The organism is Ruegeria sp. HKCCD4315, assembly GCF_013112245.1.
GTDB lineage: Bacteria > Pseudomonadota > Alphaproteobacteria > Rhodobacterales > Rhodobacteraceae > Ruegeria.
Window position 1 is genome coordinate 796,993 of the sequence record NZ_WVRN01000002.1, and the last position, 26,784, is coordinate 823,776.

Annotated in this window: 26 protein-coding genes; 10 read left to right on the forward strand and 16 right to left on the reverse strand. The window is 57.3% G+C overall.

Annotation, left to right across the window (positions count from 1 at the left end):
* Positions 1-25: 25 nt before the first annotated feature.
* The gene (locus GS646_RS21390) at positions 26-841 is read right to left on the reverse strand and encodes an IclR family transcriptional regulator (RefSeq protein WP_171187608.1); all 816 of its coding nucleotides are present in this window, start codon (positions 839-841) and stop codon (positions 26-28) included.
* A gap of 210 nt (positions 842-1,051) precedes the next feature.
* Between GS646_RS21390 and bhcA the strand changes: the two genes are divergently transcribed.
* The 4 genes from bhcA (at position 1,052) to bhcD (ending at position 5,471) form a co-directional block, all read left to right on the forward strand.
* Entirely contained in the window at positions 1,052-2,242 is a 1,191-nt protein-coding gene (gene bhcA / locus GS646_RS21395; RefSeq protein WP_171187606.1) for an L-aspartate--glyoxylate aminotransferase BhcA, read from the forward strand.
* A gap of 10 nt (positions 2,243-2,252) precedes the next feature.
* Complete coding sequence (bhcB, locus tag GS646_RS21400) at positions 2,253-3,227, forward strand: beta-hydroxyaspartate dehydratase BhcB (protein ID WP_171187605.1); 975 nt, start codon at positions 2,253-2,255, stop codon at positions 3,225-3,227.
* A 10-nt stretch (positions 3,228-3,237) separates the two neighbouring features.
* Complete coding sequence (gene bhcC, locus GS646_RS21405; protein ID WP_171187603.1) at positions 3,238-4,401, forward strand: 3-hydroxy-D-aspartate aldolase BhcC; 1,164 nt, start codon at positions 3,238-3,240, stop codon at positions 4,399-4,401.
* Positions 4,402-4,490: 89 nt separating this feature from the next.
* Positions 4,491-5,471 (forward strand): iminosuccinate reductase BhcD, encoded by a 981-nt coding sequence (bhcD, locus tag GS646_RS21410; RefSeq protein ID WP_216600486.1) that lies wholly within the window; start codon positions 4,491-4,493, stop codon positions 5,469-5,471.
* Between the two features lie 112 nt (positions 5,472-5,583).
* Here the strand turns inward: bhcD and GS646_RS21415 are convergent, their stop codons facing one another.
* From GS646_RS21415 to GS646_RS21450, 8 genes are all read right to left on the reverse strand, one after another.
* A complete protein-coding gene (locus tag GS646_RS21415) occupies positions 5,584-6,696 on the reverse strand; it encodes a mandelate racemase/muconate lactonizing enzyme family protein (protein ID WP_171648036.1) in 1,113 nt (370 codons plus the stop codon).
* Positions 6,697-6,907: 211 nt separating this feature from the next.
* A complete protein-coding gene (locus tag GS646_RS21420) occupies positions 6,908-7,591 on the reverse strand; it encodes a GntR family transcriptional regulator (RefSeq protein WP_171187597.1) in 684 nt (227 codons plus the stop codon).
* 128 nt (positions 7,592-7,719) lie between these two features.
* Positions 7,720-8,745, reverse strand: a complete 1,026-nt coding sequence (locus GS646_RS21425; RefSeq protein ID WP_171187595.1) for a proline racemase family protein — start codon at positions 8,743-8,745, stop codon at positions 7,720-7,722.
* A 78-nt stretch (positions 8,746-8,823) separates the two neighbouring features.
* Positions 8,824-10,074 (reverse strand): FAD-binding oxidoreductase, encoded by a 1,251-nt coding sequence (locus tag GS646_RS21430; protein WP_171187592.1) that lies wholly within the window; start codon positions 10,072-10,074, stop codon positions 8,824-8,826.
* Between the two features lie 65 nt (positions 10,075-10,139).
* Positions 10,140-11,072 carry a proline racemase family protein gene (locus tag GS646_RS21435; RefSeq protein ID WP_171648035.1) on the reverse strand — a complete coding sequence of 311 codons (933 nt, stop codon included), beginning with the start codon at positions 11,070-11,072 and terminating at the stop codon, positions 10,140-10,142.
* Positions 11,063-12,022 carry a dihydrodipicolinate synthase family protein gene (locus tag GS646_RS21440; protein ID WP_171187588.1) on the reverse strand — a complete coding sequence of 320 codons (960 nt, stop codon included), beginning with the start codon at positions 12,020-12,022 and terminating at the stop codon, positions 11,063-11,065. Before GS646_RS21440 ends, GS646_RS21435 begins: the two co-directional genes overlap by 10 nt.
* A gap of 290 nt (positions 12,023-12,312) precedes the next feature.
* On the reverse strand, positions 12,313-12,846 hold the full coding sequence (locus GS646_RS21445; protein ID WP_171095263.1) for a 2'-5' RNA ligase family protein: 534 nt from the start codon (positions 12,844-12,846) through the stop codon (positions 12,313-12,315).
* Between the two features lie 2 nt (positions 12,847-12,848).
* On the reverse strand, positions 12,849-13,862 hold the full coding sequence (locus GS646_RS21450) for a LacI family DNA-binding transcriptional regulator (protein WP_171187586.1): 1,014 nt from the start codon (positions 13,860-13,862) through the stop codon (positions 12,849-12,851).
* Positions 13,863-14,005: 143 nt separating this feature from the next.
* Between GS646_RS21450 and GS646_RS21455 the strand changes: the two genes are divergently transcribed.
* From GS646_RS21455 to GS646_RS21480, 6 genes are all read left to right on the forward strand, one after another.
* Entirely contained in the window at positions 14,006-15,178 is a 1,173-nt protein-coding gene (locus tag GS646_RS21455; RefSeq protein WP_171187584.1) for an ABC transporter ATP-binding protein, read from the forward strand.
* 17 nt (positions 15,179-15,195) lie between these two features.
* Positions 15,196-16,338: an extracellular solute-binding protein gene (locus GS646_RS21460; RefSeq protein WP_171095269.1), complete on the forward strand. Its 1,143-nt coding sequence runs from the start codon at positions 15,196-15,198 to the stop codon at positions 16,336-16,338.
* 74 nt (positions 16,339-16,412) lie between these two features.
* Positions 16,413-17,249 carry an ABC transporter permease gene (locus GS646_RS21465; RefSeq protein ID WP_171187583.1) on the forward strand — a complete coding sequence of 279 codons (837 nt, stop codon included), beginning with the start codon at positions 16,413-16,415 and terminating at the stop codon, positions 17,247-17,249.
* Positions 17,246-18,049 carry an ABC transporter permease gene (locus GS646_RS21470; RefSeq protein ID WP_171648033.1) on the forward strand — a complete coding sequence of 268 codons (804 nt, stop codon included), beginning with the start codon at positions 17,246-17,248 and terminating at the stop codon, positions 18,047-18,049. Before GS646_RS21465 ends, GS646_RS21470 begins: the two co-directional genes overlap by 4 nt.
* A 1-nt stretch (position 18,050) precedes the next feature.
* The gene (locus GS646_RS21475; protein WP_171187580.1) at positions 18,051-18,839 is read left to right on the forward strand and encodes an inositol monophosphatase family protein; all 789 of its coding nucleotides are present in this window, start codon (positions 18,051-18,053) and stop codon (positions 18,837-18,839) included.
* A 201-nt stretch (positions 18,840-19,040) separates the two neighbouring features.
* Positions 19,041-20,168, forward strand: a complete 1,128-nt coding sequence (locus GS646_RS21480; protein WP_171187578.1) for an aminotransferase — start codon at positions 19,041-19,043, stop codon at positions 20,166-20,168.
* A 194-nt stretch (positions 20,169-20,362) separates the two neighbouring features.
* Here the strand turns inward: GS646_RS21480 and GS646_RS21485 are convergent, their stop codons facing one another.
* The 7 genes from GS646_RS21485 to GS646_RS21515 all read right to left on the reverse strand — a co-directional run bounded on the left by GS646_RS21485 (position 20,363) and on the right by GS646_RS21515 (position 26,783).
* Positions 20,363-21,058 carry an RraA family protein gene (locus GS646_RS21485; RefSeq protein ID WP_171187576.1) on the reverse strand — a complete coding sequence of 232 codons (696 nt, stop codon included), beginning with the start codon at positions 21,056-21,058 and terminating at the stop codon, positions 20,363-20,365.
* Positions 21,055-21,750: an alpha/beta fold hydrolase gene (locus GS646_RS21490; RefSeq protein ID WP_171187574.1), complete on the reverse strand. Its 696-nt coding sequence runs from the start codon at positions 21,748-21,750 to the stop codon at positions 21,055-21,057. Before GS646_RS21490 ends, GS646_RS21485 begins: the two co-directional genes overlap by 4 nt.
* Positions 21,747-22,874 (reverse strand): cobalamin-independent methionine synthase II family protein, encoded by a 1,128-nt coding sequence (locus tag GS646_RS21495; protein WP_171187572.1) that lies wholly within the window; start codon positions 22,872-22,874, stop codon positions 21,747-21,749. The genes GS646_RS21490 and GS646_RS21495 overlap by 4 nt, the downstream gene beginning before the upstream one ends.
* An 18-nt stretch (positions 22,875-22,892) precedes the next feature.
* Positions 22,893-23,855 carry a cupin gene (locus GS646_RS21500; RefSeq protein ID WP_171095283.1) on the reverse strand — a complete coding sequence of 321 codons (963 nt, stop codon included), beginning with the start codon at positions 23,853-23,855 and terminating at the stop codon, positions 22,893-22,895.
* Between the two features lie 155 nt (positions 23,856-24,010).
* Positions 24,011-25,000 (reverse strand): ester cyclase, encoded by a 990-nt coding sequence (locus tag GS646_RS21505; RefSeq protein WP_171648031.1) that lies wholly within the window; start codon positions 24,998-25,000, stop codon positions 24,011-24,013.
* Positions 24,997-26,016, reverse strand: a complete 1,020-nt coding sequence (locus GS646_RS21510; RefSeq protein ID WP_171648029.1) for a LacI family DNA-binding transcriptional regulator — start codon at positions 26,014-26,016, stop codon at positions 24,997-24,999. Before GS646_RS21510 ends, GS646_RS21505 begins: the two co-directional genes overlap by 4 nt.
* Positions 26,016-26,783, reverse strand: coding sequence for an SDR family NAD(P)-dependent oxidoreductase (locus tag GS646_RS21515; RefSeq protein ID WP_171648027.1), 768 nt, complete (start codon positions 26,781-26,783; stop codon positions 26,016-26,018). The genes GS646_RS21510 and GS646_RS21515 overlap by 1 nt, the downstream gene beginning before the upstream one ends.
* Between the last annotated feature and the right edge of the window lies 1 nt (position 26,784).

Genomic DNA, 26,784 nt, shown 5'->3' on the forward strand with positions numbered 1-26,784 from the left:
TCGGATACCCAACTTTGTAAAGCCTTCAGCGCGGCGACCCTCCGATTGCGATAGTTATCTCCCGTGCTGCATCCAGGACCATTTCGCCGAAATAGGCGACGTTGGCTTTGTTGATCCTTGCTGTTGGGCCCGAGACGGAAATACCAGCACAAGGAATGCCGAACTGGTTTAAAATAGCGGCACCTGTGCATGACATGCCTGCATAGCGCTCTTCATCATCAAAGGACCAGCCGCGTTGCCGGACCAGCGTCAGATCCTCTAACAACGATATGGTTGATCGATGAGTGCGGTCAGTAAAGGCTTCGTAAGCGACATCTGACAGCAGAGCTTGAACCGCATTCGTGCTCATTTCGGCCAGCAATGCCTTTCCGGTCCCGGACGCGTACATGGGCGTCCGCGCGCCCGGAGGAAAGAAAGCGCGAATTGGATTTCCGGTTTCTACCTGACTGACGAATACGACGTGGCTGCCGTCAGGCATGGCCATATTCGCGGTCTCACCGGTATCGCGCATGAGCCTGCGCAGGATGGGCCGGCCGATTTCAACCACACTGTTGCGATTGAGGTAGGAGGCGCCTGTTCGATAGGCCTCGATACCGACCATCCATTCCTGGCGTTGTTCGTCGAAGCTGACATAGCCACGGTTGGACAGCGTCGTCAGTATGCGATGGGTCGTCGCCGTTGGAACGCCGGTTTCCCGACTGAGGTCGCTGAGCGTAGAGCGTTCCAGGGCTGCGAGCGTTGTCAGTGTTTCCAACGCGCGGTCGAGGGATTGCACTGTCCCGGCCGAGCTTTCCTTGAAGATTGATTTGGGCCGTCCTCGCGGTTTTTTGTGATTCTGCACCGGTTTTTTCCTGTGTGGTTAGGACCTTGATTTTAGGCGTCGGAGCGTGTTTTTCAAAATCGGCATTTGCTTTCGTCAATATTGAAAAACTGTCTCTTTCATTTCTTTCAGTACGTTATGGTATTTTTCCGTATAGTGAAAAACTTTTTCGAGAAAATTGCAAAGCGCGCGTCTTGGTAAGATAATTTTACCAAACCGGAGGATTTTCATATGTCCACACAGAACCCAGTTTTCATTCCCGGCCCGACCAACATCCCGGATCGCTTGCGTTTGGCGATGCAGGTTCAGACGCAGGACCACCGCGCGCCGGATTTTGTAGAGACATTTGCGCCCGTGCTTGAAGACACCAAGCGGGTGTTTGGCTCCAGCGCGGGTCAGATCATCACCTTCCCGGCCAGCGGGACGGGCGGATGGGAAGCGTCGATCACCAACACACTCAGCCCCGGTGATACGGTTCTGGTGGCGCGCTATGGCATGTTCAGCCATCGCTGGACCGACCTGTGTCAGCGTCACGGGCTGGATGTTCGGATCATCGAATGCGCGTGGGGCAGCGGTGCGCCGGCAGACAAGTTTGCCGAGGCTCTGGCAGCCGACAAGGCCCATGAGATCAAGGCGGTTCTGGTCACCCATAATGAGACGGCCACCGGCGTACGTTCGGATATTGCGGCGGTGCGCAAGGCGATGGATGCCAGTGCCCACCCGGCGATGCTGTTTGTGGATTGCGTCAGCTCGCTGGCCTCGATGCCGTTCGAGTTCGATGACTGGGGCGTTGATATCGCGGTCTCGGGCTCGCAGAAGGGCTTCATGCTGGCGACCGGCATGGCGATCCTGTGCGTCAGCCCCAAGGCGCTGGCGGCAATGGAGACGGCACAACTGCCGCGCACCTTCTTTGACTTCCGCGACATGATGAACGCCAACGCATCGGGCGGCTTTCCCTATACCCCGCCGCTGCAGCTGATCTATGGCATGGGTGAGAGCCTGAAGATGCTGTTCGAGGAAGGCTTGGACAATGTCTATGCCCGCCACTTCCGTCTCGCCGAAGGCGTGCGCAAGGCCACCTCGGCCTGGGGGTTGGAGCTGGTGGCGCAGTCGCCGGATCTCTACTCGGACACCGTCAGCGCGATCTATGTACCCGACGGCTTCGACAGCAATGCCCTGACGGATCACGCCTTCAACGCCTATGGCGTCAGCTTTGGCATCGGGTTGGGCGAGATGAACGGCAAGGCCTTCCGCATCGGCCATCTGGGCAGCCTGACGGACGTGATGGTGCTGTCCGGTCTGGCCACGATCGAAATGGCCATGGCCGATCTGGACTATCCGATCGAGCTGGGCAGCGGTGTGGCCGCAGCGCAGGAATACTTCCGCGCGGGCCGTGCCACACCCATGCAATCTGCAGCGTAAGGAGGCTCCGATGTTGGATGCAATGACCACAGCCGATTGCCTGACCATCGCCGATATGCGCGAGGCGCATGAGCGGATCAAACCCCATATCAACCGCACCCCCGTGTTGCGGTCGGAGTATCTGGACGATCTGACCGGCGCGCAGCTGTTCTTCAAATGCGAGAACTTCCAGGAGGCGGGCGCTTTCAAAGTGCGCGGGGCCTGCAATGCGGTCTTTGGCCTGAATGACGAGGCCGCCGAGCGCGGCGTCTGCACGCATTCTTCCGGCAACCATGCGCTCAGCCTGTCTTATGCGGCGGGCCGCCGGGGCATTCCCTGCAACGTGGTGATGCCGCACACGGCACCGCAGGCCAAGAAGGACGCGGTGCGCCGCTATGGCGGGATCATCACCGAATGCGAGCCCTCGACCACTTCGCGCGAGGCGGTATTTGCCGAGGTGCAGGCGCGCACCGGCGGTGAGTTCGTGCACCCCTATAACGACCCGCGCGTGATTGCGGGGCAGGCGACCTGTTCGGCAGAGCTGCTGGAACAGACCGACGGGCTGGACGCGGTGGTTGCGCCCATCGGCGGCGGTGGCATGATCTCGGGCACCTGCCTGACCCTGTCGAACCTGGCGCCTGAGGTGCAGATCTATGCCTCGGAACCGGAACAGGCCGACGATGCCTATCGCAGCTTCAAGGCCGGTCACATCATCGCTGATGACGCCCCGGTCACCATTGCCGATGGGCTGAAAGTGCCGCTGAAGGAAAACACCTGGCACTTTGTGTCGAACTTCGTGCGCGACATTCACACCGCCAGCGAAGACGAGATCATCGCCGCGATGAAGACCACCTGGAAATACCTGCGCATTGTGATGGAGCCCAGCTGCGCCGTGCCGCTGGCCACCATTCTGAAGCACCCCGAAGCCTTCAAAGGCAAACGCGTCGGCGTGATCATCACCGGCGGCAATGTGGATCTGGACAAACTGCCCTGGACCCGGGGCTGAGGAGTACATCATGAACAAGCCCGTAAACATCGAGCAACTCGAAGTCGGCTACGACATTCCCGCCGCCATCGGCATGGACGCATCCGAGATCCAGACCCCGGCGCTGGTTCTGGATCTGGACGCGCTGGAACGCAACATCCAGAAGATGGGCGATTACGCCAAGGCCCACGGCATGCGCCACCGGGTGCATGGCAAGATGCACAAATCCGTCGACGTGGCGCAGCTGCAGGTCGAACTGGGCGGCGCCTGTGGCATCTGCTGCCAAAAGGTCTCGGAGGCCGAGGTGTTTGCCCGTGGAGGTATCAAGGATGTTCTGGTCTCCAACCAGGTGCGTGACCCGGCCAAGATTGATCGGCTGGCGCGGATGCCCAAGCTGGGTGCGCGCACGATCTGCTGTGTGGATGACATCGACAATGTCAGCGATCTGTCCAAAGCGGCTGAGCGCCACGGCACCCAGATCGAATGTCTGGTCGAGATCGACTGCGGCGCGGGTCGCTGCGGCGTGACCACCACGCCCGAGGTCATCGCCATCGCCAAGGCCATCGACGCGGCCCCGGGGCTGAAGTTTGCCGGTATCCAGGCCTATCAGGGCGCGATGCAGCACATGGATCTCTACGAGGATCGCAAAGCCAAGATCGACATCGCCGTGGCGCAGGTCAAAGACGCCGTGGACGGGCTGGCCGCCGAAGGGCTGGACTGTGACATCGTCGGCGGTGGCGGCACCGGGTCGTATTACTTCGAGAGCACCTCGGGCGTGTACAATGAACTGCAATGCGGCTCTTACGCCTTCATGGACGCCGATTATGGCCGCATCCTTGATGAAAACGGCAACCGCATCGACCGGGGAGAGTGGGAGAACGCCTTCTTCATCCTCACCAGCGTCATGAGCCATGCCAAGGCAGACAAGGCCATCGTGGATGCCGGCCTCAAGGCCCAATCCGTGGACAGTGGCCTGCCGGTGATCTTCGGGCGCACGGATGTGGAATACGTCAAATGCTCGGACGAGCACGGCGTGGTCGCCGACCCCGACGGTGTTCTCAAGGTCAATGACAAGCTGCATCTGGTGCCCGGTCACTGTGACCCGACCGCCAATGTGCATGATTGGTATGTGGGTGTTCGGAACGGCAAAGTTGAAGCGCTTTGGCCGGTCTCCGCGCGCGGCAAGGCTTACTAGCCGCCGCACATGCGTCCCGGGCGGCAGTTATCCCTTCCCCTGCCGCCCGGACCTGCACCCCAAAGCTCAAGGAAAAGGTCATGAAAGATATGACAGACAAACCCCTGCTGATCGTTGGAGAAGACCTCTGCCAGCAACTGGTCGGACGCCGCGAGGCCTTCGACGCGGTTCAGGACGTCTTCGCTGCCATGGCGCGTGGCGACGCCTATAACTTCCCGGTCATTCGTGAGGCCATCGGCTATGCCGATGCGCTTTATGGCTTCAAATCCGGCTTTGACCGCGCCGGTCAGGTGCTGGGTGTGAAATCCGGCGGCTACTGGCCTGGCAACATCGATAAGGGCCTGACCAATCACCAGTCCACCGTCTTTTTGTTCGACCCCGATACCGGGCGGCTCTCGGCACTGGTCGGCGGCAACTACCTGACCGCCGTGCGCACAGCGGCATCCTCGGCTGTGTCGATTGCACATCTGGCCCGCAAGGATGCCAAGGTGCTGGGCATGGTCGGCGCAGGCCACCAATCCGCCTTCCAGCTGCGCGCCGCTGCCGAGCAGCGCGACTTTGAGAAAGTCGTCGCCTGGAACCCGCACCCCGAGATGCTGCCTCGCCTGGGCGCGGTCGCAACCGAGCTGGGTCTGGAGTTCGAGGCCGTCAGCCAAGAAGATCTGGGTGCACAGGCGGATGTCATCATCACCATCACCTCGGCCTTTGAACCACTGTTGATGAAAGACTGGATCAAACCCGGCACCCACCTGGCCTGCATGGGCACCGACACCAAAGGCAAGCAAGAGGTCGACGCCGCGCTGGTCGCAGCCGCCACTGTCTTCACCGACGAGGTCGCCCAGTCCATCTCCATAGGCGAGGCCCAACACGCCATCGCGGGCGGCACCCTGACCGAGAACCAAATCACCCCCATCGGCGCCGTCATCAACAGCGATCACAAGGGCCGCACCAGCGACACCGAAATCACCCTCTTCGACGGAACAGGCGTCGGACTACAAGACCTCGCCGTCGCATCAGTCGCCGCAAAACTCGCAGATCAAGCAGGGCTGGCTGAACACGTTGCACTGTGATCATCCACGAAAAAGAGTGAACGGATGCTCACCCAGAGCGGTTCGTTCCGGGCCGTTCCAAGACTAAGGCGACAGCGTCCAACCCGGACGCTTTCGCACACACAAATCAACGTTAGGCACTGAAAGAAAAGGGCTCGCCCAAGGTGTCAGGGTCGACCTCAACCCCCAGACCTGCTCCTTTCGGCACGTGCAGCAATCCGTCAGTGCAGGGCGGCATACCGGTCGCATTCTGTACCGTCACCCAATTCATGAAATCCACCGTGTGAGCTGCAAGCCGCACTGGGAGTCTTGCCATCATCTGAGCTGTGGCGGCCGTGTTGATGGTGCTTCCGCCAGTATCTTCAATGGTCACCTTCAACCCCAGCTGCACGGCCACATCACTGAGCAGCCGGGTTGGGCCAACCCCACCGATCCGGGCCATTTTAAGCGTTACCCCCGAAACCATCCCATCGGCATGAGCGACTAGCATAGGTTCGAGACCCGTAATGCTTTCATCCAAAATGAACGGATGAGGACAAGATTGCGCAACACGCCGGTTTTCGGCCATCGACATACAAGGCTGTTCAAGCCAAAAATCCAGATCGCCCACCCCCCGCAAAAAGCGAAGCGCATCTTCGACCAGCCATCCGCCATTGGCATCCGCATAGAGCGCAACATCAGAAGGAACAGCGTTTCGGACTGCGCGCAAACGTTCAATATCTTCCAACGGGTCCTGTCCAACTTTGACCTGTAGACGCCGGTAGCCTTGCTTTAGATAGGACTGCGCGCTCTGCGCCATCTCATCGGGGGCAGCCTGACTGATCGAGCGATAGAGCGTAACGGATCGAGTGGCGCCCCCGCCCAAAAAAGAACAAAGCGGCACCCCTGCCCGGCGCGCCGCCAAATCCCACGCGGCCATGTCAATTGCGGATTTCACCCCGGGCTGGCCCAGCATGGCCGCGTTCAACACCTCGGCCAATTGAGCTGGTGCGTCAGACGGTCGACCAATCACCTCTGGTAACAACCGCGCTGTGCCTTCCGCCATCTCTTCGGGAAAAGCCTCGGCATAAAACGCCCCAAGGGGCGCCGCCTCTCCCCAGCCGATGGTGCCGTCAGCCGCTTCAATCGCTACGATCACAGCGTGAAAGCCATGTTCGGTCTGCCCGCGGCACACATACTTTCCTGCGGCAAAGGGTTGGTATTGCTGCCAGGCTCGGGCCGAAACAATGGGAGCAGGTTGGATCATGTGACCGCCTTAGACCGCCGAAGCACGTCAGTCGGAACAGCTTGCAGGTTTAGCATTGCGTTCTCATTTGCCTCTGTCAAAACCTTCAACTTTCTTTTTCAATTCTTCAGACGGTATGTGCCGCGTCAAACGGTTATCAGGCCAAACCAAGTTGTTCTGAACATATGCCACCGCCCAAATACGAAAAGAAGGATCCCGACCCGACAATTTGTCAAGTCGCCCCTTCAGCGTCGCGCTTCGCGGCGATCATGCCCAGAAGCTGCTCTTTGGTGCGCCGGATATGGTTGGCCAAGACGTTGCAAGCCTCTTCAACTTTACGCTCTTGCGCCAGCCGCAACAGGTCGCGATGGTCTTTCTTTGCCGGTTCACGCTGCTTCATCACACTCAGATGCATACGCACATACCGATCCGATTGCAGACTGATGCGATCCAGCAATTCGTTGGTGAGTTTCCGCTTCGAGGCAGCGTAAAGCGCTGAATGATATTCGTAGTTCAGGACGCCCCACTTCCCCACATCGTTTTCGTCATAGGATCTCTCCATCTGGGTTAGAATCTCTTCGCACCGTGCAAAGTCAGCGGATGTCATATTTGGGATAGCGTGGTGAAACAGATCCACTTCGATCAGGATGCGCAAATCGAAAATTTCACCAATTTCACTGAGGGAATGTTTGGTGACAGAGCCGCCTCGATTGTTAGCCCATTGCACAAGACCCTCGGCGTTCAAGCGTTTGAGCGCTTCACGGACCGGCATTCGAGAAACATCGTATTCTTCAGCCAGAGCCTCTTGCCGAATGGTTTCGCCCTCGGCCAGTTCACCGCTCAGAATACGTTCCCGCAGATCATTTGCGATGACCTCCGGCAAGCTCTGCTTGGTGATTGCTCGTTTTCCTGCCATTTCAAGTCTAGCCCTGCAGCATTTTAGTTAGGGGTACTGAGTTTTCGCAATTTCTCAATGCCGAACCAATGATTTCGCGCCGGCAGAATGCTTCCACCAACCCGAGCGTGGGGTATGGGTATACGCGGTCAAACACCCCAGGTATCCGACAGACGATAGCCTCCGGGCCAAGGATCGTCAGGGTCAAGCATATGCTGGTGAATACCTGTGATCCATCCTCGGCCACTGATCTCGGGTATGATCGCCGCGCGACCGCCCACCTGCGCCACGTCAACGATCCGGCCCGTAAAGCTCGACCCGATGATTGAGGTGGCTTCAAACGTCTGACCAGTCGTCATCAATCCTTTTGCGATCATCAACGCCATGCGTGCGGATACTGCTGTTCCGGTGGGCGAGCGGTCGACCTTACCCGGTTGGATTGCGACAGCGGACTTACCGGTCAGCCCTTTTTCGGTCGCAGTCAACGGACCACAGAAGGCACAGAACGAGATATGATCCCATTCGGGATTTTCAGGATGCGAGAACCCAAGCTGCTCATTGGCTGCGTTCGTGATCTTGACGCCCAAACCGGCGATGTCGCGGGCTTCATGTTCGGCGATTTCGAAGCCCAGCGCCTTGGCATCAACCATCACAAAACTGTCGCCGCCATAGGCCGTATCCACAGTGATCGTGCCCAACCCCGGCACCTCAAGAGGGACCGACAGCTCATCGGCGAAACTGGGCAGGTTCTGCACAAAAATACGCCGCGCCTTGCCATTGCTGCACTCAGCCCTGACCCGAACCAGCCCGCCCGGGGCCTCTAGCACCATATTGGTTTCGGGTTCCTGCATCGGAATGATCCCGCCATCCAGCAGCACGGTCGAGACACAGATCGAATTTGACCCTGACATTGGTGGTGTGTCTTCCGGCTCCATTATAATCCAGGCTGCGTCGGCCTCGGGGTGTTTCGGTGGCACCAGCAGATTGACATGGCGGAACACACCGCCGCGGGGTTCGTTCAGGACAAAGTTTCGCAAGGTCTGGTCTTGCGCGATGAAATTACGCTGCGCCCAAACCGTTTCGCCGGGTGGTGGGGCTACACCTCCAACTATAACATCGCCCACCTCGCCTTCAGCATGCGCCGAAATCACGTGTATCGTCTTGCTGCTACGCATTTGGCTCCTCAATCATGTTGCGCGAAAGGCGCTGGTTACCGCGAATGCCGAAGTGATTTTCATCGCGCATCCTCGGGCTCAAAACCGTGTGGATGCGTAAGGCGTCAAGTCAAGCACGGGTTTCGCGCCTGTGGCCAGATCAGCAATAAGCTCAGCGGTGCCTGCGGATTGGGTAAGACCCAGATGGCCGTGGCCAAAGGCATATAGAACCTGAGGCGCTCGGGCAGAGCGGTCAATGACCGGCAGGCTGTCTGGCAGCGATGGGCGGAAACCCATCCATTGCGTCCCACCTTCAAGGTTCAAGGCAGGCAGGAACCGCCCAGCCTTGGCCAACAGCGTATCGGCACGCTTGTAATTTGGGGCCAACGTCAACCCACCCAGTTCAACCGCGCCTCCTACTCGGACACCATCGTTGATCCGCGTCACCACGAACCCGTGCCCGCCAAAGGTCAGGTGCGTGCGCAGATCAAAAGCGCCTGCTGGCAGGGTGGTGTTGTACCCGCGCTCGGTCTCAAGCGGAATGTGGTCATCCAAGGTTGCAGCCAATTGGTGCGACCATGCCCCGGCCGCCACAATCACCTGACCGGCCGGAACGTCACCATCTGTCGTTGAAAGAGTCACGCCCGCATCGGACCGGGTCAACGCCTCAACACCCGCGCGTTCAACACGACCTCCGCGCGCGGTGAATTGCGCGGCCAGATGGCTGGTCCAGCGGGCCGGGTCAACCGTGTTCATCCAAGTTGGTGTAAAGCCCGCATGGGTAAATCGGCGGTTCAAACCGGGCTGAACCTCGGCAATCTGTTCTGGGCTATCCAACAGATCAAATGGAATGCCATGCTCCCTGCGCAAGTCCCAAGTGGGCAGGCTGGCACGAAACTCAGCTTCGCTTTCGAACAGCTGTAACTGGCCCTCGCGCCGTATCAGCGTCTCGCCATCCACCTCTTTGATTTGACGTTCCAGCGCGGCGCGGCAGTGGTTCATCAAAACGGCCTGCGCTGACAGCGATGCCACATAGCGATCACGCCAACTGGCTCGCCAGAACCGCAGCATCCAAGGCGCAATGTTCAACGCATATGCGGGAGGAATCGACAACGGGCCCAACGGATCAAGCAGCCACCCCGGCGCTTTGCGCATGATCCCGGGCGTAGCAAGCGGCACAATGTCGGTAAAGGCAAACGCACCGGCATTGCCTTTCGAAGCCCCTGCCCCAATACCTTCACGGTCAAGAACCAGAACCTGCTTGCCGCGCTTTTGCAACTCTAACGCCGCGCTGATACCAACGACACCAGCGCCGATCACAACGATTTCTGTTGGGTTGCTTTGCTGCATCGCTGGAAAATCTCAATCTGTAGTTCAAGCTCAGAGGCCGATCACGCCGCACCCTGAAATCTAAGTCAAAGGAAGATCCCGTCGCGAAAAGGGTCGTTTTGCGCGAAAACCAATTTGCCTTCCCCCATGATATACGCCCGGCCGGTCAGCGTTGGGATCACGCCCCCGTTCGGCCCGGCTTGAAAACTCAGGCGATACGAGCTGCCGATCACACTTTCCTGAGTGATTTCTTCACCGGGGGCCAGCACTCCATCCGCAGCCAAACACGCCAGTCGCGCCGAACTGCCCGTGCCGCAAGGGGACCTGTCATATTGATCATCTGGGCACAGCACGAAATTGCGGCTGTGAATGCCCTTTGTGGGCGACGAGCCCTGCAGGATCACATGGTCGACCGGTTGTCCGTTTTCACCACATACCTTCTGAGAGATACAAGCTTCGCGGATGGCAATGGATAAGTCAGTCAAAGCGCGAATGTTCACTGGTTCCACAGCAATTGGGCTGGGGTCGACAATAAAGAACCAGTTACCGCCATACGCCAAGTCACCTTTCACCTGACCATGGCCTGCGACCTCAATCACAACCGACGTCTTTACCCGGCGGCTTTCGATATTGGTGACACGCACGGTATTTGCGTCCAGCAGATCGACCGTGATCTGACCGGCTGGCGTTTCAATCTTATGCGTGCCCGGCGCGATCCGGCCCAGATGCGCCAACGTCACCGCCAGACCAATAGTGCCATGCCCGCACATTCCCAGAACCGCGTCGGCATCGAAATAGATCACACCTGTTTCACAACTCGGGTCTTCTGGCGGTACAAGAAGCGCGGCCACCATGCCGGGCTGCCCGCGCGGTTCCAGCAAAACAGACTTGTAAAATGCCTCATGCTCTGTGGCCAGAAGGCGGGCCCTTTCAGCCAATGAGCCTGATCCCAAATCGGGTGCCCCATCCAGAATCACCCGCGTGGGCATCCCGCCCGTATGGCTGTCGATCACATGCATTCAGCTATCACTCCGCCCTGCTTCGACCAGTCGGCAAACCACGCGCAGAACAGGGTGTATTGCTGTTCGCAATACTTGCGTTGCGCATCCGTCAATTCGTCGGTCTCTACAAAATGCAGTCGGTATTCCGTTTCACCGTTCAGAACCAACAGATGCTTGTAATACAGCACCAGATCGGTGCCTTCGTCAAAGCTTGCCAACACACCAAAGGCTTCCTCCAGTTCACGCGCGCGCAAGCGCGCTTCGGCATGACCGGTCGCCGCCTTTTGGCACAAGGCCGCAAGCAGCAAAGCCTCTTTCGGCAGCGCCGTTCCAATCCCGGTGATCGCGCCAGTTGCTCCGCAATTGACAAAACCATGATAAACTTCGGTGTCTACGCCCACCATCAGCGTAACCTGATCGTCTTGTGAGGTAATATGCTCTGCCGCATAGCGCAGATCGTCCTTGCCGCCGAATTCCTTGAACCCCACCAGATTTGGGTGCTCGGCCCGCAAGGCAAAGAACAACTCGGCCCGGGTCGCAAAGCCATAGACCGGGCTGTTGTAAATAATGGCCGGAACGTCAGGAGCGGCGGACAGGATTGCTTTGAAATGGTTGCGCTGTGCTGCGACCGAGGACCCGCGAGACAAAACGCGCGGGATAACCATAAGCCCTGCTGCGCCCACCTTTTGCGCATGCGCCGCCAGCGCGACCGCTGATTTCGAGTTGATTGCACCTGTACCGACGACAACAGGCAAACCTGCTGAAACCAAACGCTCGACACCTTCCATCCGTTCGGCATCCGACAGCAGCGGCCAGTCACCCATCGAACCACAATACACAACGGCAGACATACCGGCCGCGATCATTTCCTTGCCCTTTTTGACCAGGGCATCGAAATCGGGTGTCCGATCGTCTTTGCAGGGGGTCATTAGGGCGGGCATGATGCCGGTAAAGACATTCTTGGACATGAAGGTATCCTTCCTCAATGCGTCAGCGGCCAAAGTGCTTTGGGCACGTTGGCCGAAACTTTACAGTCGCCCAGTCGTTCTCCGGACGTTTCAGTGGCTAAAACGAACCGCGATACGTGACACTGGCCTCTGTGAATCACCTACTATCGCCTCAATATGGGATTTTGGATCCAAAATCCATAATTGATTGATACGTCCTCATAGACCTAGTTGGCAATGACCAGTGAGCCATGCGCAGCAATGTGTTTTCTCGGTAACGAATGTAACCTAAGAGACCAGATCCGAGAGCCCTAGATAGATGCAAGATCAAAAGACTGCAGAATGTTCCAGTCTTCGACAGGCACGTTCTGACTCGACCTTACCAAATGTAAGCGCCGGAAACTGATCTGCGTTCCAATCATGTCTTCATAAACATGGGCTTCCGCAGATTTGATTTCCGGGGCAATCGGACCGTAAGCCACACTTACATGAGGCAGAAAGTCCCTGGGACGCTGGGATGCCGGCAAGGCACTGGCCAACTTTTCCTGCTCGCGCACCAAATCCGCCGTAGGTGCAAGATCCAGATAAAGCGATTTAAAAAACACGTTTTCAGCACCAATCCCGGTCACGGTCAGGTTGCAGCTGGAAAGACCCGCTGAGAATTTGCCCAGAGTCGCCTTCAGTTCTGCCTCTTCCCCCGCGATGTCACCCACCAGAGTTACATGTGGGATAAACGAGGGCGTGCCGTTTGCATCAGCAAATCGCTTGATCCTTTTACTCAAGTCAGTCAGCAGAGGTTCTTCTGGCAGCATCCAGATTGAAAAACTTGCAACATTAGCCTTCATATTCAATGCGTTCCTCGAGAAATAAATTCCGGTTCGATGAGAATGGTTTCGCTGGGCTTTTCAGGTTGATCCAAGCGTTCAGTGAGCAGTCGCAAAATCTGCGAAACAGTCTGATCCATATCGTTTCTGATGGTCGACAACTGAAAACTGGGCCATTGGGCAATCGCGATGTCATCAAATCCCACAACGGACAGGTCAGAAGGGATAGACATGCCAAACTGTTGCCGGGCCGCAGCAATCGCACCCAATGCCATAGCGTCATTTGCACAGAACAGCCCGTCCAGCTCGACCTCACTGCTCATAATTTCTGTCAGGGACTCGTATCCGCCCTCGTAACTGAAGTCAGAGTGTTTCACGGCCGCTGGTTTCAGACCTGCCTTGGTAAGAGCATTCTCAAAGCCTGCCTTCCGTTCCTGATCGGACGACAAATGCGCCAAGCCGCCTAGATAGCCCAACCGGGTTTTACCCTGGGCGATCAGCCGCGCCACCGCCAGTTCCGCCCCGCGCGCGTTGTCGCAACAGACACAATCCACTCCTTCGGCGTCCATCACACGACCAGACACGATCAGGGGAATGTTCAACTTGGCGCAATGGATCGCAACTGATTCGTCCACACTGCCCCCTCGCAGAATCAGGGCATCCAACGGATACGCCAGCACTTCGAGAACTTCGGCTTCAGATGTTTCGGCAGAGCCTCCCAGTACAACGGGCCACTTGCCCATCGCATGTAATCCCCGCATCAGTTTTGCCAGAATTTCGCTGTCGTAGTGATTGACAAGATCACCTGTAACAATGGCGACAAGGTTAGATCGACCCCTGCTTTGCAACCCCGCCGCAAGCGCATTGGGTCGGTACCCAAGCTGTTCAGAAACCTGAAGAATTTTTTTCTTCTTGTCCTCATCCAAAGGCGATCCCGGTGTGAATGCACGGGATACTGCTGATCGCGAAACGCCTGCGGCCTCGGCGACCTGTTTTGCCGTTACACGGCGAGGCTTGATTTCTTTACCAGTATTCATGTGTCAGTCGGGGCTCATCTCGAAGGACCGGAACTTCTTTTCCGAATACCTGAAATTTAGGGTTGCGTCATAAAGGTGTCATTTCTTACCGTTACATGAACACGTGTTCACTACGTTTGTAGCAGAATTATGAAAGATGCAAAATGAACCTTGCTCCGGTCGACTACGAATCTTCTTCTTCCACGCTTGGGGCCGAGATCAAGCTGCGCAACCTTCGGGTGGGATACGCCGAGCAGGATGTGCTTTCCAATATCGACCTTGACGTTAAGGCCGGTGAGTTCATTGCCCTGCTCGGGGCGTCGGGCTGTGGCAAGACAACGTTGCTGCGGGCCCTCGCTGGTTTTGTTCCAGTGCGCGGCGGGTCGATTTCTGTCGATGGGCAGGACATGAGCCACACCACCCCCGAGAACCGCGGCATGGCGATGATGTTCCAATCTTATGCACTGTGGCCGCACATGAATGTGGCGCAAAACATCGGATACGGGCTGAGGCTTCGCAAGAAAAGCAAAGCTCAAGTTGCATCCCGCGTACAGGAAATGGCCGCGCTTGTCGGGTTGGGTGATCTGATCCATCGCAAGATCGGCGCGTTGTCGGGTGGTCAGCGGCAACGTGTGGCGCTTGCCCGTGCTTTGGCCATAGACCCACCGGTTTTGCTGCTGGATGAACCGTTGTCCAACCTTGATGCAGGCATCCGCGCGAATATGCGGCACGAAATCCGGAGCCTGCAACAGCGACTTGGTCTTACAACAGTTCTGGTCACCCACGACCGCGAAGAAGCCATGTCGATGGCAGACCGCGTTGTGATCTTGAACCAAGGTCGGATCGCGCAGGTCGGCACCCCGGAAGATGTCTTTCAAACACCCGCCAATCCATATGTCGCTCGGTTCATGGGTGCGGGAAACACACTGCATGGTGTCGCCGAGATTGGCCCTTCATCAATTGATCTGACATTGGATGGCGAAACGCATCGCCTTCCGGTGCCCGGTCAGGATCGTTCAGGCGTCCATTTCCCCGAAAGCCAAAGCGGCCCGGTGGAAATACTGTTTTACAGCGATGCTGCCCGATTGGGTGGCGCGTCTGATGATTGTTTGTCACTGCCCGGAACGGTCCTTCAGCATTCCTATCTGGGATCGGTCTATCGCCACGAAATCCAGGTCGGCGAAGCCCGGATCATGGCGGACAATCCCCACAAAATGCCCATCGGCGCAGTTGTCGATGTAAGCGTACCGGCCACGGCCTTAAGTCTGTTTCCTGCAAAGTCCCAGACAGCCGTGACCGGACATGAGGCGGCGACCCCGGCCGCACAACACCTCTGAGACCCTGGAGAAACACCATGACTTCCAAAATTGCAAACCTTTTTGCCTCAGCGGCCATAGTCGTCGCTGTCGCAGGCACGGCGCAGGCCGAAAACGTGCTCAACGTGGCCTCTGGCGGCAGTCAGAACATGGTTGATTACGTAACCGATTATCTTGGCCCGTTGTTCGAGGAACAGAACCCGGGCTGGGAAGTGAACGTTGTCGGCACAGGCCCAGGCAACGCAGGCAGCCAGGCAATTCTTGAAAAAATCAAGGCACAGGCCGGAAACGAAGCTTGGGATACAGATGTCGTTGTCATGACCCAGCTGAAATCTGGTGAGATGGTGACAGAAGGTCTCTTGCAGAAATACGTAGGTGACATCGATACCGGTCAGCTTGCCACGCGCGACACGTCCAAGACCGCTCTGGGCACAGATGTCGAGGGCTATGTCATGCCCATGTTCCACAGCCAGACCGCGATTGCCTACAACCCCGATCTGGTCCAAAACCCACCTGCAAGCTTTGACGAACTGAAAACCTGGACAGCAGAAAACAAAGGCGCGTTCGGCTATAACGGCATCAAGAACGGAATGTCGGGCGTCGCATTCACCGCAGCGTGGATGTATGCTTATGCTGGCAACACCGATCAGTTGATGAACGGCCCCTACGATCCGGAGTTGAAAAACAGCTGGGACCAGGCCCTGAACGACCTGAAAGCTTTCAATGAAAACGTCACCTTTACCCCCGGCAACGCGGGCACTCTGGATATGATGAACCGGGGTGAGATCGTGATGGGACCGGTTTGGGTTGACATGTTCTACACATGGCAAGCCGACGGCCGCCTGAATCCGAACCTCAAACTGTTGCTGCCCGAGCCGGGCATGCCGGGTCAGCCCTATTACTACGCGATCCCGGCCAAGGCAGAGAACGCTGAAGCGGCGCGCAAGTTCATCGCCCTGGCCACCAGCCCCGAAGTTCAGGCCGAAGGCATCGTCAAGCGCTTCAACTGGTATCCTGGCATCGACGCTCAGCATGTCGAAAGCGCGTTGGATCAGGAAACCTGGAACAAGCTGTTCACCGATGTCACGCCGGAAGATCTGGCTGCCAAAGGCAAACCCTTCCCGCTGGGTCCGTTCTTTGACGATATCCGCGAAGCCTACGAGCAAAAGGTTTCCAACTAAATCCCTCTCATGGAAACCAATGTGCGGGCCTTCCCCCATGGGGCCCGCACTCAAAATTCTTGGACTGACCCCCGATGATCACCCGAAAAGCCTCATTAATCCTGATTGCTCCGGCAATCGTATTGCTTGCCTGCCTGTTTCTATACCCTCTGGGTTACTCCCTGTTGTGGGCGTTCCGGGATGAGGAGCTTGGCGGTTGGGGTCTGCAAAACTTCACAAAGGCCTTTGCCTTGTATTCCAACGATGTCCTGTTCACCCTGATCATCGTCAGTATCTCAACCGTGATTATCGGCCTGCTTTCTGTTGCCATCGGTGGCTATCTGACCTTGGGCGAAAACCGCGTGGCCCTTGCTGTGTTGCGCTGGCTCTATCGCTGGCCATTGTTCATTCCGTTTGTTGTTGCCGCACAGCTGATGCGAACCTTCCTCGCCAAGAACGGCATGATGAATAATATCATTGTCTCAACCGGTTTGATGGAACCCTTGCAAGCCGCCAGCTATCTGGACTGGCGCGGCATCGTGATTACTTTTGTGTGGAAACAAACACCCTTCGTGGCCTTGCTGGTTGCAGGCGCGATGGCGTCTTTGGATCGTTCGACGATCGAAGCCGCGCGCAATCTGGGCGCATCCCGACTTAGAATTCTGTTTGAAATTGTGGTGCCGCAAGTGGGCACAACACTCATGGTTGGACTGATCCTGTCTTACGTCGTGATGATGTCCGTTTTGTCCGTGCCGCTAATGATCAACGCACAGACGCCCACGATGATCACGGTGGACATGGCATGGCGCATCAACGCCTATTCCGACTATGGCGTGGCAAACGCGCTGGGCTTTATTTCATATGCAATGACGGCCGTGATTGCCTGGGTCTACCTGCGTCAAGGCGTCCGTGAAGGAGGGAAGCCCGCATGACCATTCTTCGCACAACCCTCACGGCAGTGCTGTTGGCCCTGCTGGCCTTTGCTATCTTTGGACCGATCACCAACATGCTGATCTGGTCCGTCGCCGAGACGTGGTATTTTCCGGCGAGACTCCCGCAAAGTTATGGCTTTTCCTTCTGGGAGCGTGTGTTCCGTCCTCAGGGCAACGCAATGGAATCGCTCTATAGCTCGGTTCTGATCGCTCTGTTTACTGTGCTGGCGTCTCTGGTGGTTGCTATCCCGGCGGGGCTGGCGTTGGGGCGCGGCAGCCTGCCATGGCGGACATTCTTCCTGCTGTTGTTCCTGTTGCCACAAGCCTTTCCATCCATCGCCGTACACATGAACATCGCGCGCATATTCTATGGGCTGGGCCTGAATGGCACTTATGTCGGCGTGGTTCTGGTACATACGATCCAAGGGCTGGTGTTTTCAGTTTGGATCGCCACCGCCGCGTTTGCCGCCGTGGATCGAGAGCTTGAGGAAGCCGCCGCAAATATGGGGGCGTCACCCTTCACGGTGTTCCGCACTGTCACCTTACCGCTTGCCCTTCCCGGACTGATGGCCAGTGCAATCTTCGTATTCCTGATCTCGCTGGACGAGTTCACCGGAACGTACTTTGTTGGCGTGCCGGACATTACGACGATGCCCTTGCTGTTGTTCACCGCATCAATGGAGGGGAACTATCAAATCGCCTCAATCACTGCGCTCATTCTGTTGGTCCCATCGGTTGGATTCATGTTGTTCATCGAACGGTTTCTGAAATCGGAAGTTTTGGCCAAGGTGGGAAGCTGACATGACCGATGTCGAGAACCGGCTGGCCTTCGCCAAGTCTTTGGCCCAAGACGCCGCTGCGCTGGCTGTGCGTCTTCGCGACGAGCGCGGTGCTGAATTCATCGCCGAGAAAGGCCCACAGGATTTTGTCACCTTCGCGGATCGCGCGGTCGAAGACCTGATACGTCAACGCATCGCGGAAAGCTGGCCAGACGACGCCATATTGGGTGAAGAGGACGGCGTATCCGGGTCGGGCAATGCGTTTTGGGTTGTGGACCCGATTGACGGGACCGCCAACTTCATGCGCGGGCATCGCGACTGGGGCGTTTGCATAGCGTTTTATGACGGCCAAAACATACCGCTTGGTGTCATTTGCGCGCCAGACCTGAACATGTTGGCCTGGGCGTCTGTCGGGGGTGGTGCGTGGCTGAACGAAAAACGCCTGAGTGTTTCCACTTGCGCTGAACCAACCCGTTCTCAATTGATGTTGGGCTGGTCGACCCGCCGACCATTTACAGAACATACTCAGTTGATCGAGGCTTTGCTGGGTGCAGGTATAGAATACCGCCGCAACGGCTCTGCTGCGATCAGCTTGCTGGCCGTGGCCACCGGTCAGGCTGAAGGTTACTATGAGGCCCATTTGAACCCCTGGGATGCTTTTGCCGCCATTCCGATGATCCAGGAGGCCGGAGGGCAGATCGACTGCGAACCCCTGGACGAGTTTTTAACGCAAGGCAGCCAAATTTTGGCGAGCGGTAAGGGCATGCACCTTTTGTTTCGCGAAAAAGTCAGCGGGCATTGTCAAACTTAATCCCGACAGCTCTGTTTTGAATTCTTGAGCCGACGGCTTGTTCATCTGAAAGGTCAATTCTGTCGGCTTGGTGTCTCAGAGACGAAGCCGAGCAAAAATCTTGTGTTCCTACTTTCCATTGACCCGAGTCTGGAAGATACCATGGTGGCACGCGCCATCAATGTCGCGGCTTCGGCTTTACTGAGACGATAGGAGAGACCCATGGATATCAGGCCTTTCGGTGTCGAAATGTGGATGAACGAGTTCGAAACCAAGTGCGAACTCAATCTGGCTGAAACCTGCGTCGAGTCTATTACACTGGGTGAGCTCTTTGAGATGGCGGGCCAACACAACAGCATTCTGAACGATCTGTCCGCCATGAAGATGACCTATGGCGCAATCGAAGGTTCGGACCGTTTGCGCGATGCCATCAGTGGGCTGTACGAAAACCAGACTCGTGAAAATATCCTGACAACCCATGGAACCATCGGTGCCAACTCTTTGGTGCATCAAACGCTGGTTGCGCGCGGGGATCACGTGATTTCGGTGATCCCGACCTATCAGCAGCATTACTCGATCCCCGAAAGCATCGGAGCGGAAATAGAGCTGTTGCACCTGACCCCAGAAAACGCGTTTCTGCCCGATCTCGACAAGTTGCGCGCGATGGTTCGACCCAACACGCGGTTGATTGCGATCAACAATCCGAACAACCCGACCGGCGCTTTGATGGACCGTGCCTTGCTGGAACAAATCGTCGAAATCGCGCGCAGCATCGATGCATGGCTTTTGTGCGATGAAGTCTATCGCGGCACCGACCAGACCGGTGATGGCTTCACGGCGGCCGTGGTCGATCTTTACGAAAAAGGGATCAGCACGGCAGGTATGTCCAAGGCGTATTCATTGGCCGGGTTGCGGGTCGGCTGGATCGCGGGGCCCAAAGATATGCTTCATGATGTGATGATCCACCGTGACTACAACACCATCTCGGTCGGTCAGGTGGACGAAATGCTCGCGGCCATTGCGCTTGAAAACCGCGATAAAATTTTGGCGCGCGCACAGCGGATCACGCGAGAGAACCTGAAGATCGTCGAAGATTGGATGGCAAATGAACCACTGCTAAGCTGGGTACCGCCAAAATCAGGCACCACGGCGCTGCTAAAGTATGATTTGCCTATGTCGTCACGCGATCTTTGCGTGATGCTTTTGAAAGAAGAAGGCGTGATGCTGACACCGGGCAGCGCGATGGACATGGAGGGCTGGCTGCGCCTTGGCTACACCAATCCGACAGCGGACCTTAAGGCCGGGTTGAAAAAGCTGTCGGGCTTTTTGGCGCGCCACAGTGTAGCGTAAATTACGGATTAGAGATCGCTCGATACCCAGCGCACCCAGACATGTTGTCCCTCTGGCGGTAAGAGACGAACCGCATTGCAGTTTTGGACTGTTCAACGAAGTTGTGACGGCCGGATTGTAATCTATCGACCGGCAACCACAATTTTATGCTGGAACCAGAATCCGCAGGCTCGATCCAGTTGAGTCACACGTCTTCAGGTACGAGCTTTCTCGAACTCAGACCAAGCGACCGAGAAGGCATCAAAATCAAATCCTGGCTGCGCAGCCGCGTCCAGGACGATACGTTCCGTGGTCAGCAGCTTTTGGATTGCGGCCTCAAGCTGGTCAACAACGTCTTCGGGAATCGCCAACGCACCGTGCCGATCCGCATGGATCAAGTCACCGGGATTGACCGTCAGGCTAAAAATCGTGACGGGCGTGTCAATCTCGCGGACATGGACAAAGCCGTGGCTTGGGCCAACAGACCCAGCAACAACGGGGAATCCTTCGGGCACGTCCCCCAGATCCCGCATCACGCCGTTGGTCAATGCCCCCGACATGCCAAATCCCTTGTGGACCGTAGTGTTGATCTCTCCCCAATAGGCACCGATGCAATCGGGGAAATCCAAATCCTCAACCACTGCCACCGAAGGCGCGGGCCCTTCGGCCATGTACTTGTAATAGGCCATTCGGCGCGCCTTGATGACATCGGCGGGTTCGGTTGGCGGATTGACCGCTGCAATCTTGGCTGTGCGGGCATAGCCGACAATGGCTGGTTCGTCCGGAGCCGAGCACAGCATGGTGCCGCGGGTAAAGCCGTTGAACCCGCGCTTGCCTTGCGCCACCTCAATGGCGTTGCAGACAGTGGGCGTATCCACTTTGCGGAGCAGTGACAAAAGTGACGGTGTCATGTGTCCTCCAACCAGCGGATCAACGCCGCCGTGGTTTTGTTTGGTTGTTCCAATGTGGGCAAATGCCCGGCTTCTTCGATGATCTCAAACACGCTGTTTGGCAGCAGATCATGCATCAACTGATGCCGCTCGACCGGGCAAAGACCATCTTCCCTGCCGCAGAGAACCAGAGTTTTTCCGGAATAGGCAGATAGGGTCTGGCGTTGGTCCGGGCGGTTCATCAAAGCGTGGGACTGGCGCAGAAATGCCTCGGGCCCCAGATCAGTGGCCATTGCCATGCACAGGTCAAGTATCGCCCCCTGATGAGGGCCATCTGCCAAATAATTCGGCTTCATCTCGTCCCGCATCACGTTTCGCAGCTTACCATTCTTTACGGCCTCGATCTGAGGGGCACGGCGGGCTTTGACCTCGGACGTTTCCGCCAAGGGGTTGGTGTCCATAAGCACCAGCTTTTGGGTGCGCGCGGGCGCTTGTCGCAACACTTCCATCGCCACGATCCCGCCCATCGACAGCCCGGCAAGCGCAAAGGCGGGCGGTGCGTGGGCCAGAATTTCAGCAGCCAGGGCCTCGACGCTGTCATGCTGATGCAGCGGAAAGGTCATGACCGGCATCTTACCCGACAACGCCTCGATCTGGGGACCAAAGAGCCGGGCATCGCACATCATGCCCGGTAAAAGGATCAATGGTGTCATGCCGAAGCCAGCTTAGCCCCTTCGGACAGCGAAGCCAGTTTGGCATAGGCGATCTGAGGGTCTACGGCCCCAAAACCGGCAAAGGTGCCAAAGCCGCAGTCACTGCCGGCAATCACACGATCTGCCCCCACGATGTCCTTGAAACGCTCAATTCGCTGGGCCACCAATTCGGGATGCTCGACGAAATTGGTGGTGGTGTCGACGACACCGGGCACCAGAACCTTGTCGTCCGGGATCTCGGCCTTGCGGTCGCGGAACACGGTCCATTCGTGGGCGTGACGCGGGTTTGAGGTCTCGAACAATATATAGCGGGCTTTGGTTGCCATCAGCGTGGTGAACACCTTGTCCATTCCGATATCGCAACAATGCGGCCCTTCGTAGTTGCCCCAGCAAATATGCACGCGCACGCGATCCTGCGGTACGTTTTGCAAGGCATGGTTCAGAGCCTCGACATGCATATCGGCGATCTTGAGGAACTCGTCATCGGACAGATCGGTGAACAGCATGTGGCGCGACAAGGCCAGATCGGGGCAGTCCAATTGCAGGTCCAGACCAGAGGCCACGATGGTTTCGTATTCTTCTTTCATCGCATCCGCCAGCGCCGCAAGATAAGCTTCACGCTTGGGATAGAAGTCGTTTTGAAGGAACAAGGAAATCACACCGGGTGAGGCTGCGTTCATGAACCCGCGCTCAGCACCATGTTGAGCCATGGCAGCTTTGAGGTTGGCAATATCTTTCTCAAGCTCGCCCTGACCTTTCGAGCGGACCTCGCCCGTACACATGGGCCTCGCATATTGCGGCGTACCACCGTCATTAGCGAGGCGTTCCAAAAAACTGGGAAACATTTTCAGATCAGCTGGCGCGTTACGCGGGCTGTCACCGGAAAACCCCGTGTAGCGGTCCTTGACGTAGGTGGCATAGGAAATCTTTGAGGTTTCGCCATCACTGACAATATCGACGCCAGCCTCAACCTGCTTACGCACGGTTTCGGAAACCGCTTCTGTCATGCAAGCGTCAAAAGCAGCGGCGTCGTAAGCCTCGTTGTTCTCGCGCGCGAAGATAAAGTCCACAACGTCCTGAGTTCGGGGCAGAGACCCCACATGTGAAGTAAGAATTTTGGTCATGCGGGGTCTCCGTCTGTGTTAGTTACCAGTCCAGGTTGCACCTGCCGGATCATCGGTTGCGGTGATACGGTAGAGCCCGGCCTGACCGGTCATCGAGGGTTGAGCGCTGTAGCTTTCGCCCGGCATTACCACTGCGGTATCGCCGTTGGACAATGTGGTCACAACATCGTTGATCTCGATCCGCCAATGGCCACTTGCGGGCATCAGAACCACCGGTTTTTCTGCTTTGACACGATCGTTCACAGCTGAGCCACGGGTCAGGAAATCAACCTCGAAGCCCGGCTTGTCCTTGATCAGGCCGTTTTCACCGATCACAACAGCAGGCTTGTTTGCCGACAGCGCCATCAGGTCCCAATAGCGGGCAACGTATTTACCGACCACATCCTGAACCGGAACCTCGGGATAGGCTTTCAGTTCCACTTCGGTCAGCAAGGGCATGGGCTGCACATTGTGCGGCAGCTCTTCACCCTTCTTGCTGTCATAAAGCACGCCATTGTTGCCCAGCATCAGGCCATGGGCTTGAGCGTCTTCAATAACCTGAGGTGCCCATGTCACGCCACCACCCGCGTCGTCACCACCAAGGATCGACATGATCATGCCGTAGTCCTGACCAACGTTTTCGAAGCCGCGGAAGATGCCGGTGGGGATGTTGAAGATGTCACCCTCTTCAGCGATGAACTCACCAGCAGTACCATACCGGCCCCAGAAGAAACGCCAGCGACCTTTGGCAACAAAGAACACCTCGGCCGTGGTGTGGCTGTGCAAAGAGTTGCGGCATTTCGGCGGTTGCCCCGCCGCGCCGATGTTGAACCCGATCTTGTCGGTGATGTGAACGTGCTGGTCCGGGCTTTCCGAGACGCCACCGCCGACGATGGTAAAGTTCTCTTTCTGGTCCGACCCGGGTGTGTGGGCATCGATGAAAGCGGTTTTGCAGGGTTGCAGCTCTCCGTAACGGACGATGCGGCTTTGAATGGTACTCATATCTGTATTCCTTTGCTTGGTTTGAGGTTTGAACGGATCAAACCCCAAACCCCGGCGGGCGATTATTCAGCCGCCGGGCGCGCAGGCTGGCACGATGAGCGTGGTACCGCCGCATCGCCTGCCCCGCATCCAGATTTGAGATACGGCGGGACATGTTACTTGCCGCCGGTCTGCAACAGGATCTGTTTCCAGACCGATGTTTCATCAAACAGGGTGTATTCCCGGCGCAACTGCGGCTGGCCGCTGATCAACTCGCCAAACTCACCGTGGCTGATGCCCAGCACATACACCTCGGCCCCGGTTGGAACGCCGAACACGCCCCAGCCGTCATGCTTACCATGCAGGCTCCACCGCACAGCCGCGCGCGGGGCCATGTTGGGATCGTCTCGCCCGATCTGGTGTTCGATCTTGAACTCGGCATTGGGGAAGCTGGCGCGCAGGCCCATCCAGAACCGATCCACCGAGTCCCAGCCGTGGCCGGTGACGCCGCCCACATATTCGGCTTGTACAGCGCGGTCATATTCGGCCTCGATCACGCCCATATCGGCGCTCATGATCCGGGTCAGGATGTCAGCATAACGCTGACCCCATTCATTGTCGTTGCCGTTGCCCTTGTAGGGGCCGGGCTGGTCCGTCGCAGGCGTCAGCGGTTTGACGCAATTTTCCGGCCCGCCCTCACGCGCGATCAGATCAGCAGCATATTCCTTGGGATCCCAGCCCATTTGGCGCACGATGGCACCCTGGTCGCGGATCAGCCATTCATCGTTGATCTGATTGTCGATGGCATGGCAGTCGGCCAGAATCCGATAGCGCAGTTGCTTTCCTGTCGCCTTGCCATAGACACCATCGGCCAGATGCGTCGCGGTCGAGATGATGCGGTGCGAGCTCAGCATCCCTTCTTCCGGAGTACCGGACCAGATCACATCCTCGCCCAGCAACTGCCGGTCGGGGAATTCGGCCAGAGTTGCCATCGTTGCCCCTATGACGTTCTGATTGCCCAGTACCACCGAAGCGGGCGAGCGTACAACGATGTCCGGCGAGTAGTAGTGATGCAGCGTTGCAATGCCGCGATCTTCCCAGATTTCCTTGGTGATCCCGATGATATAGTCGGGGAAATCTTTGAATTTGGGATCAAATCCCTTCATGTCTTCCATCCTTCAGGTATGCGGGCCGAGCCGCGAACAATCAAAGGCCCATCAATCTCTAACCGGCGCGGATCAACATCCGGGTCATCGATTTTGCTGAGCAGAATTTCCACCGTTTCGCTCACCATACGATTGGCTGGCTGGCGTACGGTTGTCAGGTTGTAAGTTGGCCAAGCGGCCACCGAGACATCGTCATATCCAACGACAGATACGTCGTCTGGCACCTTGACGCCCAATTCAAAGCGCAGCGTATCCATCACCGCAATCGCCATGTGATCATTGGCCACAAACAGCGCATCGGGCGGATCCGAGGCGAACATGCGCCGCGTCGCTTCCTGCGCCTGTTCGGTTACAAAGTTACCAATCTCGCGCGCATGCAGTTCGACACCTGCGTCACGCAACGCCCGGACAAAACCTGCCTCGCGGTCACGTTGGGTCGAAGTACCTTCCCAACCTGCGATGTAGCCGATTTTCTTATGGCCCGCAGCCAGCAGGAACTCGGCCACCTTACGCCCGCCTGCAATGTTATCTGACGTGACCGCAGACATGGCCGGGTCGTCCTGCGCCCGGTTGAACAGCACCATTGGCACCCCCGCCGCGCGGCACCGATCTGATAATTCAGAGGACAGAGTGACCGAGGCCGCAATGATACCATCAACCTGAAAGTCCAGTATCTCAGACACCACCTTGTCGACGTTGACTGTCGCTTGCGGTGCCATGAAGATCATCACGTGATAGCCACGTTCCTGCAGTAGATTGGTCAGCTTTTCCAAAGCTTCGGGATAAAACTGGTTGTCCAGATACGAGACCACAAGGCCGATGATCCGGCTTTTGCCAGAGACCACCGCACGCGCCAGAACATTCGGACGATACCCAAGCTCATCCGCGGCCTTGCGCACCTTGGCGATGGTCTTTTCCGAGGCCGACGCACCGGGCGTAAACACACGGCTGACAGCGGATTGGCTTACCCCTGCCCGCCGTGCCACGTCCAATGATGTGACCTTCTGAGTTCCCATCAGTCCGCTGTCCAGCCTCCATCCACCAACATCGAAGTACCTGTTACCAGTGCTGAAGCATCCGAGGCCAGATAGACCACCGCGCCCATGATATCTTCGATCTCACCGGGGCGGCCTAACTTGATCTTGTCCAGAATCCAAGCGCGCTTATCCGGGTCGTCGAAGGTCGAACGTGTCAGATCAGTCAGAATAAATGTCGGGCATATAGTGTTGACCCGGATTTTTGCAGAACCGAATTCAAGCGCCATGGCTTTGGTGAAGCCTTCAACTGCAAATTTTGAGGCACAATAGACAGCGCGTTCGCGCCCGCCCACATGCCCCATCTGACTTGAGATATTGATCAACGAGCCAGGGTGCCCTGCGTCGAGCAACCCCTTTGCCACGGCCTGAGTCAGGAAATACGCACCGCGTACATTGACATTCATCACCGCATCGAAATCCGGCGCTGACGTGTCAATCGCCTTGCCATGACGGGCCAACCCGGCCGAGTTTAAAAGGATCTCGAACGGACCGTTTTCCGCCACGGCCGCAGCGGTGGCATCAACATCGGATACATCCAGTTCCAGCACCTTGGCCGACCAGCCGCGCGCAGACATCTCGGACGCGATCTCTTGCAGCGCGCCCGTCCGACGCGCTGCAAGAGTAACCTCAGCCCCATGTTCCGCCAGCGCCACGGCACAGGCCATGCCGATACCGGAGGATGCCCCCGCAACCAAAGCGCGCTTGCCACTGAGGTTGAAGCTGGGCGTACTGGGGAGTTGCGCCATA

Excerpts from the sequence above, each read along its gene's own strand:
- bhcA (WP_171187606.1), top strand. The coding sequence starts at position 1,052 with ATGTCCACACAGAACCCAGTTTTCATTCCCGGCCCGACCAACATCCCG.
- bhcB (WP_171187605.1), top strand. The coding sequence starts at position 2,253 with ATGTTGGATGCAATGACCACAGCCGATTGCCTGACCATCGCCGATATG.
- bhcC (WP_171187603.1), top strand. The coding sequence starts at position 3,238 with ATGAACAAGCCCGTAAACATCGAGCAACTCGAAGTCGGCTACGACATT.
- bhcD (WP_216600486.1), top strand. The coding sequence starts at position 4,491 with ATGACAGACAAACCCCTGCTGATCGTTGGAGAAGACCTCTGCCAGCAA.
- GS646_RS21415 (WP_171648036.1), bottom strand. The coding sequence starts at position 6,696 with ATGATCCAACCTGCTCCCATTGTTTCGGCCCGAGCCTGGCAGCAATAC.
- GS646_RS21420 (WP_171187597.1), bottom strand. The coding sequence starts at position 7,591 with ATGGCAGGAAAACGAGCAATCACCAAGCAGAGCTTGCCGGAGGTCATC.
- GS646_RS21425 (WP_171187595.1), bottom strand. The coding sequence starts at position 8,745 with ATGCGTAGCAGCAAGACGATACACGTGATTTCGGCGCATGCTGAAGGC.
- GS646_RS21430 (WP_171187592.1), bottom strand. The coding sequence starts at position 10,074 with ATGCAGCAAAGCAACCCAACAGAAATCGTTGTGATCGGCGCTGGTGTC.
- GS646_RS21435 (WP_171648035.1), bottom strand. The coding sequence starts at position 11,072 with ATGCATGTGATCGACAGCCATACGGGCGGGATGCCCACGCGGGTGATT.
- GS646_RS21440 (WP_171187588.1), bottom strand. The coding sequence starts at position 12,022 with ATGTCCAAGAATGTCTTTACCGGCATCATGCCCGCCCTAATGACCCCC.
- GS646_RS21445 (WP_171095263.1), bottom strand. The coding sequence starts at position 12,846 with ATGAAGGCTAATGTTGCAAGTTTTTCAATCTGGATGCTGCCAGAAGAA.
- GS646_RS21450 (WP_171187586.1), bottom strand. The coding sequence starts at position 13,862 with ATGAATACTGGTAAAGAAATCAAGCCTCGCCGTGTAACGGCAAAACAG.
- GS646_RS21455 (WP_171187584.1), top strand. The coding sequence starts at position 14,006 with ATGAACCTTGCTCCGGTCGACTACGAATCTTCTTCTTCCACGCTTGGG.
- GS646_RS21460 (WP_171095269.1), top strand. The coding sequence starts at position 15,196 with ATGACTTCCAAAATTGCAAACCTTTTTGCCTCAGCGGCCATAGTCGTC.
- GS646_RS21465 (WP_171187583.1), top strand. The coding sequence starts at position 16,413 with ATGATCACCCGAAAAGCCTCATTAATCCTGATTGCTCCGGCAATCGTA.
- GS646_RS21470 (WP_171648033.1), top strand. The coding sequence starts at position 17,246 with ATGACCATTCTTCGCACAACCCTCACGGCAGTGCTGTTGGCCCTGCTG.
- GS646_RS21475 (WP_171187580.1), top strand. The coding sequence starts at position 18,051 with ATGACCGATGTCGAGAACCGGCTGGCCTTCGCCAAGTCTTTGGCCCAA.
- GS646_RS21480 (WP_171187578.1), top strand. The coding sequence starts at position 19,041 with ATGGATATCAGGCCTTTCGGTGTCGAAATGTGGATGAACGAGTTCGAA.
- GS646_RS21485 (WP_171187576.1), bottom strand. The coding sequence starts at position 21,058 with ATGACACCGTCACTTTTGTCACTGCTCCGCAAAGTGGATACGCCCACT.
- GS646_RS21490 (WP_171187574.1), bottom strand. The coding sequence starts at position 21,750 with ATGACACCATTGATCCTTTTACCGGGCATGATGTGCGATGCCCGGCTC.
- GS646_RS21495 (WP_171187572.1), bottom strand. The coding sequence starts at position 22,874 with ATGACCAAAATTCTTACTTCACATGTGGGGTCTCTGCCCCGAACTCAG.
- GS646_RS21500 (WP_171095283.1), bottom strand. The coding sequence starts at position 23,855 with ATGAGTACCATTCAAAGCCGCATCGTCCGTTACGGAGAGCTGCAACCC.
- GS646_RS21505 (WP_171648031.1), bottom strand. The coding sequence starts at position 25,000 with ATGAAGGGATTTGATCCCAAATTCAAAGATTTCCCCGACTATATCATC.
- GS646_RS21510 (WP_171648029.1), bottom strand. The coding sequence starts at position 26,016 with ATGGGAACTCAGAAGGTCACATCATTGGACGTGGCACGGCGGGCAGGG.
- GS646_RS21515 (WP_171648027.1), bottom strand. The coding sequence starts at position 26,783 with ATGGCGCAACTCCCCAGTACGCCCAGCTTCAACCTCAGTGGCAAGCGC.